This is a genomic window from Escherichia sp. MOD1-EC6021 (genome assembly GCF_002965245.1).
In the GTDB taxonomy this organism is placed as follows: Bacteria; Pseudomonadota; Gammaproteobacteria; order Enterobacterales; family Enterobacteriaceae; genus Escherichia; species Escherichia coli_F.
Genome location: NZ_PTRU01000009.1, coordinates 137,045 through 149,740 on the forward strand (window position 1 = coordinate 137,045; position 12,696 = coordinate 149,740).

13 protein-coding genes are annotated in these 12,696 nt (G+C 54.9%); 10 read left to right on the plus strand and 3 right to left on the minus strand.

What is annotated here, in order from left to right:
• Positions 1–9: 9 nt before the first annotated feature.
• A complete protein-coding gene (zntA, locus tag BEB54_RS12790) occupies positions 10–2,208 on the plus strand; it encodes a Zn(II)/Cd(II)/Pb(II) translocating P-type ATPase ZntA (protein WP_105282206.1) in 2,199 nt (732 codons plus the stop codon).
• A 32-nt stretch (positions 2,209–2,240) separates the two neighbouring features.
• Here zntA and BEB54_RS12795 read toward each other — a convergent pair whose 3' ends face one another.
• Positions 2,241–2,549: a hypothetical protein gene (locus tag BEB54_RS12795; RefSeq protein WP_000385055.1), complete on the minus strand. Its 309-nt coding sequence runs from the start codon at positions 2,547–2,549 to the stop codon at positions 2,241–2,243.
• 314 nt (positions 2,550–2,863) lie between these two features.
• Positions 2,864–3,109 carry a sulfurtransferase TusA gene (gene tusA / locus BEB54_RS12800; RefSeq protein ID WP_000130623.1) on the minus strand — a complete coding sequence of 82 codons (246 nt, stop codon included), beginning with the start codon at positions 3,107–3,109 and terminating at the stop codon, positions 2,864–2,866.
• Between the two features lie 220 nt (positions 3,110–3,329).
• On the opposite strand from tusA, the gene BEB54_RS12805 reads away from it, so the two are divergent.
• Positions 3,330–3,995 (plus strand): 7-cyano-7-deazaguanine/7-aminomethyl-7-deazaguanine transporter, encoded by a 666-nt coding sequence (locus BEB54_RS12805; RefSeq protein ID WP_001100467.1) that lies wholly within the window; start codon positions 3,330–3,332, stop codon positions 3,993–3,995.
• Positions 3,996–4,067: 72 nt separating this feature from the next.
• On the plus strand, positions 4,068–4,625 hold the full coding sequence (gene dcrB / locus BEB54_RS12810) for a phage sensitivity protein DcrB (RefSeq protein WP_001245295.1): 558 nt from the start codon (positions 4,068–4,070) through the stop codon (positions 4,623–4,625).
• A gap of 3 nt (positions 4,626–4,628) precedes the next feature.
• On the opposite strand, the gene BEB54_RS12815 is transcribed toward dcrB, so the two are convergent.
• Positions 4,629–5,879, minus strand: a complete 1,251-nt coding sequence (locus BEB54_RS12815) for an MFS transporter (RefSeq protein WP_123057336.1) — start codon at positions 5,877–5,879, stop codon at positions 4,629–4,631.
• A gap of 98 nt (positions 5,880–5,977) precedes the next feature.
• Between BEB54_RS12815 and BEB54_RS12820 the strand changes: the two genes are divergently transcribed.
• The 7 genes from BEB54_RS12820 (at position 5,978) to nikE (ending at position 12,695) form a co-directional block, all read left to right on the plus strand.
• Entirely contained in the window at positions 5,978–7,027 is a 1,050-nt protein-coding gene (locus BEB54_RS12820; RefSeq protein WP_001353619.1) for an AI-2E family transporter, read from the plus strand.
• A 54-nt stretch (positions 7,028–7,081) separates the two neighbouring features.
• The gene (acpT, locus tag BEB54_RS12825; RefSeq protein ID WP_032185350.1) at positions 7,082–7,669 is read left to right on the plus strand and encodes a 4'-phosphopantetheinyl transferase AcpT; all 588 of its coding nucleotides are present in this window, start codon (positions 7,082–7,084) and stop codon (positions 7,667–7,669) included.
• 110 nt (positions 7,670–7,779) lie between these two features.
• The gene (gene nikA / locus BEB54_RS12830; RefSeq protein WP_105277432.1) at positions 7,780–9,354 is read left to right on the plus strand and encodes a nickel ABC transporter substrate-binding protein; all 1,575 of its coding nucleotides are present in this window, start codon (positions 7,780–7,782) and stop codon (positions 9,352–9,354) included.
• Complete coding sequence (nikB, locus tag BEB54_RS12835; protein WP_000947080.1) at positions 9,354–10,298, plus strand: nickel ABC transporter permease subunit NikB; 945 nt, start codon at positions 9,354–9,356, stop codon at positions 10,296–10,298. Before nikA ends, nikB begins: the two co-directional genes overlap by 1 nt.
• Entirely contained in the window at positions 10,295–11,128 is an 834-nt protein-coding gene (gene nikC / locus BEB54_RS12840; protein WP_001008971.1) for a nickel ABC transporter permease subunit NikC, read from the plus strand. Before nikB ends, nikC begins: the two co-directional genes overlap by 4 nt.
• Complete coding sequence (gene nikD / locus BEB54_RS12845; RefSeq protein WP_103253587.1) at positions 11,128–11,892, plus strand: nickel import ATP-binding protein NikD; 765 nt, start codon at positions 11,128–11,130, stop codon at positions 11,890–11,892. Before nikC ends, nikD begins: the two co-directional genes overlap by 1 nt.
• Complete coding sequence (gene nikE / locus BEB54_RS12850) at positions 11,889–12,695, plus strand: nickel import ATP-binding protein NikE (protein ID WP_032303969.1); 807 nt, start codon at positions 11,889–11,891, stop codon at positions 12,693–12,695. The genes nikD and nikE overlap by 4 nt, the downstream gene beginning before the upstream one ends.
• Position 12,696 lies beyond the last annotated feature (1 nt).

Sequence of the window (12,696 nt, forward strand, 5' to 3'; positions counted from 1 at the left end):
GAGGATGCCATGTCGACTCCTGACAATCACGGCAAGAAAGCCCCTCAATTTTCTGCGTTCAAACCGCTAACCACGGTACAGAACGTCAACGACTGTTGCTGCGACGGCGCATGTTCCAGCACGCCAACGCTCTCTGAAAACGTCTCCGGCACCCGCTATAGCTGGAAAGTCAGCGGCATGGACTGCGCCGCCTGCGCGCGCAAGGTAGAAAATGCCGTGCGCCAGCTTGCAGGCGTGAATCAGGTGCAGGTGCTGTTCGCCACCGAAAAACTGGTGGTTGATGCCGACAATGACATCCGTGCACAAGTTGAATCTGCGGTGCAAAAAGCGGGCTATTCCCTGCGCGATGAACAGTCCGCCGACGAACAACAAGAATCACGCCTGAAAGAGAATCTGCCGCTGATTACGCTAATCGTGTTGATGGCAATCAGCTGGGGTCTGGAGCAGTTTAATCATCCGTTCGGTCAACTGGCGTTTATCGCGACCACGCTGGTTGGGCTGTACCCGATTGCTCGTCAGGCATTACGGCTGATCAAATCCGGCAGCTACTTCGCTATTGAAACCTTAATGAGCGTAGCCGCTATTGGTGCGCTGTTTATTGGCGCAACGGCTGAAGCTGCGATGGTGTTGCTGCTGTTTTTGATTGGTGAACGACTGGAAGGCTGGGCCGCCAGCCGCGCGCGTCAAGGGGTCAGCGCGTTAATGGCGCTGAAACCGGAAACCGCCACGCGCCTGCGTAATGGCAAGCGTGAAGAGGTAGCAATTAACAGCCTGCGTCCGGGCGATGTTATCGAAGTTGCGGCAGGTGGGCGTTTACCTGCCGACGGTAAACTGCTCTCGCCCTTTGCCAGTTTTGATGAAAGCGCCCTGACCGGCGAATCCATTCCGGTGGAACGCGCGACGGGTGATAAAGTTCCTGCAGGCGCCACCAGCGTAGACCGTCTGGTAACGCTGGAAGTGCTGTCAGAACCGGGTGCCAGCGCCATTGACCGGATTCTGAAACTGATCGAAGAAGCTGAAGAGCGCCGCGCACCGATTGAGCGGTTTATCGACCGTTTCAGCCGTATTTACACGCCAGCGATTATGGCCGTCGCCCTGCTGGTGACGCTGGTGCCGCCGCTGCTGTTTGCCGCAAGCTGGCAGGAGTGGATTTATAAAGGGCTGACGCTGCTGCTGATTGGCTGCCCGTGTGCGCTGGTGATCTCAACACCTGCGGCGATCACCTCCGGGCTGGCAGCCGCAGCGCGTCGTGGGGCGTTGATTAAAGGCGGTGCGGCGCTGGAACAACTAGGTCGTGTTACCCAGGTGGCGTTTGATAAAACCGGTACGCTGACCGTCGGTAAACCGCGCGTTACCGCGATTCATCCGGCAACGGGTATTAGTGAATCTGAACTGCTGACACTGGCAGCGGCGGTCGAGCAAGGCGCGACGCATCCATTGGCGCAAGCCATCGTACGCGAAGCACAGGTTGCTGAACTCGCCATTCCCGCCGCCGAATCACAGCGGGCGCTGGTCGGGTCTGGTATTGAAGCACTGATTAACGGCGAGCGCGTGTTGATATGCGCTGCCGGAAAACATCCGGCTGTTGCATTTGCTGGTTTAATTAACGAACTGGAAAGCGCCGGGCAAACGGTAGTACTGGTGGTGCGTAACGATGACGTGCTTGGCGTAATTGCATTGCAGGATACCCTGCGCGCCGACGCCGCAACTGCCATCAGCGAACTGAGCGCCCTGGGTGTCAAAGGGGTGATCCTCACTGGCGATAATCCACGCGCAGCGGCGGCAATCGCCGGTGAACTGGGGCTGGAATTTAAAGCGGGCCTATTACCAGAAGATAAAGTCAAAGCGGTGACCGAGCTGAATCAACATGCGCCTCTGGCGATGGTCGGTGACGGTATTAACGACGCGCCCGCCATGAAAGCTGCCGCCATAGGAATTGCAATGGGCAGTGGCACAGATGTGGCGCTGGAAACCGCCGACGCAGCATTAACCCATAACCACCTGCGCGGCCTGGCGCAGATGATTGAACTGGCACGCGCCACTCACGCCAACATCCGCCAGAACATCACCATTGCGCTGGGGCTGAAAGGGATCTTCCTCGTCACAACGCTGTTAGGGATGACCGGACTATGGCTGGCGGTGCTGGCAGATACGGGTGCGACGGTGCTGGTAACAGCGAATGCGTTAAGATTGTTGCGCAGGAAGTAAAAGTGTTGCCTGATAGCCTCTGGCTATCAGGCTTAGTGCTGAGGCGGGAACGGCGGCATAGTCAGGAAAGCATAATAAAGCGCTAACATCAGAATGACGGAGATAACACAGCATGCAGCAACCAGGCGGGATGCTATGGATGGCCTTTTGAACATCAACCACAGGGCATAAGCAAGCCCGACACCGTTAAGTAAAGGTAAAAAAATCATTAGCCAGAGCCAACCCCAGGCAAGTACCCCCAGCCATCCCCCCACGACGATAAAAACAGGGATCAGCCAATTGGGGGTGAAGATCGCGAGCAATCCCAGCAATGCCAGACAAACTGGAATTAAATAATCCATTTGTGCATTCCATTACGTTTGCGTGCCGGATGCGGCGTAAACGCCTTATCTGGCCTACACAGGGCATTGAACTCGTAGGCATGATAAGACGCGACAGCGTCGCATCAGGCATCCACACACAACCGCCGGATGCGGCGTGAACGCCTTATCCGTCCTACACAGAGCATAGAACTCGTAGGCATGATAAGACGCGACAGCGTCGCATCAGGCATTGTGCACCGTATCGCCAGATGCAGCTTGAACGCCTTATCCGTCCTACAAACCGGTTTCAAGCCGCAAAATTGAGCGCGATCGGTCCGCTAGCCTGATCCACCTTACCCCGATTTGCGAATCAAATAACGATAAGGCAGTCCATCGGTCTCTTTCGCAACCAGTTCGTGTTCCATAAAGGTACAAAACCCAGGAATATCGCGTGTCGTCGCCGGATCGTCAGCAATAATCAGCAACGTTTCACCTGGCTGCATATTGCGCACAGTTTTGCGCACCATCATTACTGGTTCCGGGCAGCGCAGGCCAAGTGCGTCGAGTGTGTGGTCAGGGCTGGAAAAGAGATCGGTCATTTTCTTCTCATCACATAAAAAAACGGCGCTAGTTTACGCCCTGTGAGTCCGTAAGCAAACCAGGTTAACGATTGCGTGAAAATTAACCATTGCATTGTCAACGTAAAGCAGTATCATGCGGCGGCTCGAAAAAAGGGTCAGCACGTTATTATGTTAAGGTAACAGACGTGTCGTACGTATTGGGTTCCCTCACCCCAATGGTTAATCAAAAAGGTACAATATGAACGTTTTCTCGCAAACTCAACGCTATAAGGCGTTGTTCTGGTTATCGTTATTTCATCTGTTGGTGATCACCTCCAGTAACTATCTGGTTCAGCTTCCCGTATCCATTTTTGGTTTCCATACCACCTGGGGCGCGTTTAGCTTTCCGTTTATTTTCCTTGCTACCGACCTGACTGTGCGTATTTTTGGCGCGCCGCTGGCTCGTCGCATCATCTTTGCGGTGATGATCCCCGCATTGCTGATCTCCTACGTCATCTCGTCGCTGTTCTATATGGGTTCATGGCAGGGGTTCGGCGCGCTCGCCCACTTCAACCTGTTTGTCGCCCGTATCGCCACCGCCAGTTTCATGGCCTACGCGCTGGGGCAAATCCTCGACGTGCACGTTTTTAACCGCCTGCGTCAGAGTCGTCGCTGGTGGCTGGCACCGACGGCTTCCACCCTGTTTGGGAACGTCAGCGACACGCTGGCCTTCTTCTTCATTGCCTTCTGGCGCAGCCCAGATGCCTTTATGGCTGAACACTGGATGGAAATCGCGCTGGTCGATTACTGTTTCAAAGTGTTAATCAGTATCGTTTTCTTCCTGCCAATGTATGGCGTATTACTCAATATGCTGTTGAAAAGACTGGCAGATAAATCCGAAATCAACGCTTTGCAGGCGAGTTAAAGGTTCGTTATCAGAGTTGTGATAAGATGGATGAATGAGCCGTTATGGCCGTTTATCGAAAGGAAGAAGTCAATGCGCAATCTGGTTAAATATGTCGGAATTGGCCTGCTGGTTATGGGGCTTGCGGCCTGTGATGATAAAGACACTAACGCTACGGCGCAGGGTTCGGTCGCGGAAAGTAACGCTACCGGGAATCCCGTCAACCTGCTTGATGGCAAGTTAAGTTTCTCGCTGCCAGCGGATATGACCGACCAGAGCGGTAAGCTGGGAACGCAGGCTAATAACATGCATGTCTGGTCCGACGCCACCGGGCAAAAAGCAGTCATCGTCATCATGGGCGATGATCCGAAAGAAGATCTGGCGGTGCTGGCGAAGCGCCTGGAAGATCAGCAACGTAGCCGCGATCCGCAGCTGCAAGTGGTAACCAATAAAGCCATTGAGCTGAAAGGTCACAAAATGCAGCAGTTAGACAGCATTATCTCCGCGAAAGGCCAGACGGCGTACTCTTCCGTTATTCTGGGTAACGTGGGTAATCAACTGCTGACCATGCAAATTACGCTGCCAGCTGACGATCAGCAAAAAGCACAGACCACCGCAGAAAACATCATTAATACGCTGGTTATTCAGTAAGTTTTAAGATGATGAGATGGCCTCAGGTACTTCCACCGGAGGCCGTTTTTTTAATCGCCACGTCAGTAATAACGCGATTGCGACCAGTCCCGCCGCCGCCAGATAAATCACCGGGACGCCCGCCCAACTCATCACCAGCCCAGCCAGTGGTCCGGTCACGCCAAGCGATAAATCCATAAATACGGTGTAAGTTGCCAGCGCCGCCCCCTGATTCTGCTGCGGCACTGCTTTGACCGCCACCACACCAAGCGCCGGGAACACCAGCGAAAACCCCGCCCCTGCCAGTAAGACGCCAATTTTCGCCATCCACGGCATGGTCGCCACGCCGACCAACAGCAGGCCAATAATCTCAACGCTAAAGCAGAGCATCGCCACATTTAAGCCGCCGATACGGTTAATGCCGTTAGGAAATAACAAACGCGTACCGACAAACGCACAGCTAAACAGCGTCAGCGCAAAAGCCGCACCGTCCCAGCCTTTAGCGTCATAAAACAATGTGATAAAGGTGGCGATAACGCCAAATCCGGCAGAAGCCAACGCCAGCGCCATGCCGTATAACCAGACACGCCCAAGCACCGCGCGAAACGGCAGCGGTTTGCCTTTGCTGGCTTTTACCGTCGGACGCGGGATCGCTAACAAAATGGCCACCAGCGCCACACCCATAATGATTAACGCTAACGCCTGCAAGCCGCCCCAGTGATAAAACACCACACCTAACGGCGCGCCCATTGCCATCGCCCCGTAAGTGACAATGCCGTTCCACGAAATCACCCGCCCGATATGCAGCGAACCAACCACGCCAACGCCCCATAGGGTCGATCCCGTTCCGGCAAAACTTTGCCCAATCCCAAGGATCACGCGCCCCAGGCACAGTAATAACAGGCTGATGACGGGCAGACTGGCGGTTAACCCTGCCGTCAGATACCCCAAACCGCTCAAAAAGCAGCCGCATAAACCGAAGACGACAATCTTTTTGGGTCCCAGCAAATCGGCGTAACGTCCGGCATGAGGGCGGCTCAGCAAGGTGGCGAAATATTGCAGGCTGATAACCAATCCTGCCCAGAAAGCGCTAAAGCCCATCACATCATGGACATAGCCCGGTAATACAGCGAGCGGCAACCCGATGGTGAGGTAGCTGGCGAAGTTAAACATGACAATGGAGACAATGCGCAAATTTAGGCGCAATCCGTTTAGCGCGGGTTCGGCTACGGGTTCGGGCATGAGGATCACCACATTTTTACAACAGTGTTTCATTTTTACCACGTGCTGACGTGAAAATCAGCAGGAAGAATCAGAATATTGCTGGCGTGACTCCCGCTACACTTAATACAAAAAGTCACAAGGAAGCCCCAATGGAAACCCCTCAACCCGATAAAACGGGCATGCACATTCTGCTCAAGCTGGCCTCGCTGGTAGTGATCCTCGCGGGAATTCACGCAGCGGCAGATATCATTGTGCAACTGTTACTGGCGCTGTTTTTTGCCATCGTCCTCAACCCGCTCGTCACCTGGTTTATTCGTCGCGGAGTACAACGCCCCGTTGCAATTACGATTGTGGTGGTGGTGATGCTGATCGCACTAACCGCGCTGGTCGGTGTACTGGCAGCTTCGTTTAACGAATTCATCTCTATGCTGCCGAAGTTTAATAAGGAGCTGACGCGCAAACTTTTTAAATTGCAGGAGATGTTGCCTTTTCTTAATTTGCATATGTCGCCGGAGCGAATGCTGCAGCGGATGGACTCGGAAAAAGTGGTTACCTTCACCACGGCGCTAATGACCGGGCTTTCCGGGGCAATGGCGAGCGTGCTTTTGCTGGTGATGACCGTAGTTTTCATGCTGTTTGAAGTGCGCCACGTCCCTTACAAAATGCGTTTTGCGTTGAATAATCCACAGATTCACATCGCCGGACTACACCGCGCCTTAAAAGGTGTTTCGCACTATCTTGCATTGAAGACACTGCTAAGTTTATGGACAGGCATTATCGTCTGGCTGGGGCTGGAACTTATGGGCGTACAGTTTGCGCTGATGTGGGCAGTACTGGCGTTTTTGCTCAACTACGTGCCCAATATCGGCGCGGTAATTTCCGCCGTACCGCCAATGATTCAGGTGCTGCTGTTTAATGGCGTTTACGAATGTATTCTGGTCGGCGCATTGTTTTTAGTTGTCCATATGGTCATCGGCAATATTTTAGAACCGCGAATGATGGGCCATCGCCTGGGGATGTCCACCATGGTGGTATTTCTTTCATTATTGATTTGGGGATGGCTGCTCGGCCCGGTAGGTATGTTGCTTTCGGTGCCATTAACTAGCGTGTGTAAAATCTGGATGGAAACCACCAAAGGCGGCAGCAAACTGGCGATCTTACTGGGGCCGGGCAGACCGAAAAGTCGGTTACCGGGATGAGGCGACAAGTGATACGATACGCACTTTCATTTTCCATTAAACGTTGGCCCTGATATGTATCGGATAGTTCTGGGGAAAGTTTCGACCTTAAGCGCAGCTCCACTGCCACCGGCTTTACGCGATAAAGCACCGCAAGGTCCACGGCGCGAACGCTGGCTGGCGGGGCGTGCATTGCTTTCACACACGCTTTCCCCGCTACCTGAGATCATCTACGGCGAACAAGGCAAACCCGCATTCGCATCGGAAACGCCGCTATGGTTCAACTTAAGCCATAGCGGTGACGATATTGCCCTACTGTTGAGCGATGAGGGCGAAGTCGGCTGCGATATCGAAGTGATTCGCCCGCGTGCCAACTGGCGCTGGCTGGCGAACGCGGTGTTCAGCCTCGGAGAACATGCCGAGATGGACGCCGTGCATCCAGATCAGCAACTGGAAATGTTCTGGCGCATCTGGACACGCAAAGAAGCCATCGTTAAACAACGTGGCGGCAGCGCCTGGCAAATCGTCAGCGTAGACAGCACCTATCAGTCCTCGCTGTCAGTCAGCCATTGTCAGCTTGAAAATTTAAGTCTGGCGATCTGCACCCCTACTCCCTTTACGCTCACCGCCGACAGTGTGCAATGGATCGATTCAGTTAACTGATCAGCCCATCCGACTGCCCATCTATTGATCCAGAACAGGTTATCAGTATGACGAATACTTAAAATCGTCATACTTATTTCCGCCATCTATTTTAATCCATTGGGGTTACAATGCTCTCCACACTACGCCGCACTCTATTTGCGCTGCTGGCTTGTGCGTCTTTTATCGTCCATGCCGCTGCACCAGATGAAATCACCACCGCCTGGCCGGTGAATGTCGGGCCACTAAACCCGCACCTTTACACACCCAACCAGATGTTCGCCCAGAGCATGGTTTATGAACCACTGGTGAAATATCAGGCAGACGGTTCGGTGATCCCGTGGCTGGCAAAAAGCTGGACCCATTCAGAAGATGGCAAAACCTGGACCTTCACCCTGCGTGATGATGTGAAATTCTCTAACGGTGAACCGTTTGATGCAGAGGCCGCGGCAGAAAACTTCCGCGCTGTGCTCGACAACCGTCAACGTCACGCCTGGCTGGAGCTGGCAAACCAGATTGTTGATGTCAAAGCTCTCAGTAAAACCGAGCTGCAAATCACCCTGAAAAGCGCCTACTACCCTTTCCTGCAAGAACTGGCCCTGCCCCGTCCTTTCCGCTTTATCGCCCCTTCGCAGTTTAAAAACCATGAAACCATGAATGGGATTAAAGCGCCGATTGGCACCGGGCCGTGGGTTTTGCAGGAATCGAAACTGAATCAGTACGATGTCTTCGTCCGTAACGAAAACTACTGGGGCGAAAAGCCGGCGATTAAGAAGATCACTTTTAACGTCATCCCAGACCCGACTACCCGCGCAGTAGCGTTTGAAACCGGCGATATCGATCTACTATACGGTAATGAAGGGCTATTACCGCTCGATACCTTCGCCCGCTTTAGCCAGAACCCGGCTTACCACACCCAACTGTCACAGCCGATCGAAACCGTGATGCTGGCGCTCAATACTGCCAAAGCCCCCACCAACGAGCTGGCCGTACGTGAAGCGCTCAATTACGCGGTAAACAAAAAATCGCTGATCGATAACGCGTTGTATGGCACCCAGCAGGTCGCCGACACCCTGTTTGCCCCTTCCGTGCCCTATGCCAATCTCGGCCTGAAACCGCGCCAGTACGATCCGCAGAAAGCGAAAGCGTTGCTGGAACAAGCAGGCTGGACGCTGCCCGCAGGCAAAGACATCCGCGAGAAAAATGGTCAGCCGCTGCGCATTGAACTGTCGTTCATCGGCACCGATGCGTTAAGCAAATCAATGGCCGAAATCATTCAGGCTGATATGCGCCAGATTGGCGCGGATGTCACGCTGATCGGCGAAGAAGAGAGCAGTATCTATGCTCGTCAGCGCGACGGTCGTTTTGGCATGATTTTCCACCGTACCTGGGGCGCGCCATACGATCCACACGCCTTCCTGAGTTCAATGCGCGTACCGTCGCACGCTGACTTCCAGGCACAGCAAGGTTTAGCCGACAAGCCACTGATTGATAAAGAGATTGGCGAAGTGCTGGCGACACACGACGAAACCCAACGTCAGGCACTGTATCGCGACATTCTGACCCGTCTGCATGACGAGGCGGTTTATCTGCCCATCAGCTATATCTCAATGATGGTGGTTTCAAAACCGGAACTGGGTAACATCCCCTACGCGCCGATCGCCACCGAAATCCCGTTCGAACAGATTAAACCGGTGAAACCTTAATGTTGCGTTATGTATTACGCCGCTTTCTGCTGCTGATCCCGATGGTGCTCGCCGCCTCGGTGATCATTTTTCTGATGCTGCGCCTCGGCACCGGCGACCCGGCGCTCGATTATCTGCGTCTGTCTAACCTACCGCCGACGCCGGAAATGCTGGCTTCTACCCGCACCATGCTGGGGCTGGATCAGCCGTTGTACGTGCAGTACGGAACCTGGTTGTGGAAAGCGCTGCATCTTGACTTTGGTATCTCATTCGCCAGCCAACGCCCGGTGCTGGACGATATGCTGACCTTCCTGCCCGCCACGCTGGAACTGGCGGGCGCGGCGCTGGTATTAATTCTGCTCACTTCCGTGCCGCTCGGCATCTGGGCGGCGCGCCATCGCGACCGCCTGCCGGATTTCGCCGTGCGTTTTATCGCGTTTCTTGGCGTTTCAATGCCCAACTTCTGGTTGGCGTTTTTACTGGTGATGGCATTTTCAGTGTATCTGCAATGGCTGCCCGCGATGGGTTACGGCGGCTGGCAGCACATCATTTTGCCTGCGGTTTCCATCGCCTTTATGTCGCTGGCGATTAACGCGCGTCTGCTGCGCGCCAGCATGCTGGACGTCGCCGGTCAGCGTCATGTGACCTGGGCGCGACTGCGCGGCCTGAACGACAAACAGACCGAACGCCGCCATATCCTGCGCAATGCCTCGCTGCCGATGATCACCGCCGTGGGGATGCACATTGGCGAACTGATTGGCGGGACGATGATTATCGAAAACATCTTTGCCTGGCCGGGCGTCGGGCGCTATGCGGTGTCGGCGATTTTTAACCGTGACTATCCGGTGATCCAATGCTTTACGCTGATGATGGTGGTGGTTTTTGTGGTCTGTAATTTGATTGTCGATTTGCTCAACGCCGCGCTGGACCCGCGCATTCGTCGTCATGAAGGAGCGCACGCGTGAACTTTTTCCTCTCTTCTCGCTGGTCGGTACGCCTGGCGCTCATCATTATCGCCCTGCTGGCACTGATTGCGCTCACCAGCCAGTGGTGGCTGCCATACGATCCCCAGGTCATTGATTTGCCGTCGCGTCTGCTTTCTCCGGATGCACAGCACTGGCTGGGCACCGATCACTTAGGACGCGATATTTTCTCACGGCTGATGGCGGCGACCCGTGTGTCGCTTGGCTCGGTAATGGCCTGCCTGCTGTTGGTGCTGGCGTTAGGGCTGATTATTGGCGGCAGCGCCGGGCTGATTGGCGGGCGCGTTGATCAGGCCACCATGCGCGTGGCGGATATGTTTATGACCTTCCCGACGTCGATTCTGTCGTTCTTTATGGTCGGCGTGCTCGGCACCGGGTTGACCAATGTGATTATCGCCATCGCCCTGTCGCACTGGGCGTGGTACGCGCGCATGGTGCGCAGTCTGGTGATTTCACTGCGCCAGCGCGAGTTTGTGCTGGCATCACGGCTTTCTGGCGCAGGCCATGTGCGGGTGTTTATCGATCATCTGGCGGGCGCGGTGATCCCTTCACTGCTGGTGCTGGCGACGCTGGATATCGGCCATATGATGCTACACGTCGCGGGGATGTCCTTCCTCGGTCTCGGCGTGACCGCCCCGACCGCCGAATGGGGCGTGATGATTAACGATGCACGTCAGTATATCTGGACCCAGCCGCTGCAAATGTTCTGGCCGGGACTGGCGCTGTTTATCAGCGTGATGGCCTTTAACCTGGTGGGTGACGCACTGCGCGATCATCTGGACCCTCATCTGGTGACGGAGCACGCACACTAATGCCGCAACAGATTGAATTACGTAATATCGCGCTACAGGCCGCGCAACCGCTGGTACACGGCGTATCGTTAACCCTGCAACGCGGACGCGTGCTGGCGTTAGTCGGCGGTAGTGGCAGCGGGAAGTCGCTGACCTGTGCCGCGACGCTGGGCATTCTGCCCGCTGGCGTTCGCCAGACGGCGGGGGAAATTTTGGCCGATGGCAAACCGGTTTCTCCCTGCGCCCTGCGCGGTATCAAAATTGCCACTATCATGCAGAACCCGCGCAGTGCCTTTAATCCGCTGCACACCATGCACACGCACGCGCGGGAAACTTGCCAGGCACTGGGGAAACCCGCCGATGACGCCACGCTTATTGCCGCTATAGAAGCGGTAGGGCTGGAAAACGCCGCACGCGTGCTGAAGCTGTACCCGTTCGAGATGAGCGGCGGCATGTTGCAGCGCATGATGATTGCGATGGCAGTGCTATGTGAATCACCGTTTATCATCGCCGATGAACCGACCACCGATCTTGATGTAGTAGCGCAAGCACGCATTCTGGATCTGCTGGAAAGCATTATGCAAAAACAAGCGCCGGGAATGCTGCTGGTTACCCATGATATGGGCGTGGTAGCGCGTCTGGCAGACGATGTGGCGGTGATGTCTCACGGTAAGATTGTTGAGCAGGGCGATGTCGAAACGCTGTTTAACGCCCCCAAACATGCGGTAACGCGCAGCCTGGTTTCTGCTCACCTCGCGCTTTATGGTATGGAGCTGGCATCATGACTTTACTTAACGTCTCCGACCTTTCACACCAGTACGCACACGGTGGATTCAGCGGTAAGCACCAGCATCAGGCAGTGCTCAATAACGTTTCGCTGACCCTGAAAAGCGGTGAAACCGTCGCCCTGCTGGGACGCAGCGGCTGCGGAAAAAGTACCCTCGCGCGGCTGCTGGTCGGGTTAGAGTCGCCCTCACAGGGAAATATTAGCTGGCGCGGCGAACCGTTGGCGAAGCTCAATCGCGCGCAACGTAAAGCGTTCCGCCGTGATATTCAAATGGTGTTTCAGGACTCCATCAGCGCCGTGAATCCGCGCAAAACCGTGCGCGAGATCCTGCGTGAACCGATGCGCCACCTGCTGGCGCTGAAAAAATCGGAACAACTGGCGCGCGCCAGCGAAATGCTGAAGGCGGTCGATCTTGACGATAGCGTGCTCGACAAACGCCCACCGCAGTTAAGCGGCGGTCAGCTCCAGCGCGTCTGCCTGGCACGTGCGCTGGCGGTCGAACCGAAACTGCTGATTCTGGATGAAGCCGTTTCCAACCTTGATCTCGTGTTACAGGCGGGCGTCATTCGCCTGCTGAAAAAGCTGCAACAGCAGTTTGGCACCGCCTGCCTGTTTATCACCCACGACTTACGTCTGGTGGAGCGCTTCTGTCAGCGGGTGATGGTGATGGATAACGGGCAAATTGTCGAAACCCAGGTGGTGGGAGATAAATTAACCTTTTCCTCTGACGCCGGACGTGTGCTACAAAACGCGGTATTACCCGCATTCCCAGTGCGCCGTCGCGCCACAGAAAAGGTTTAAG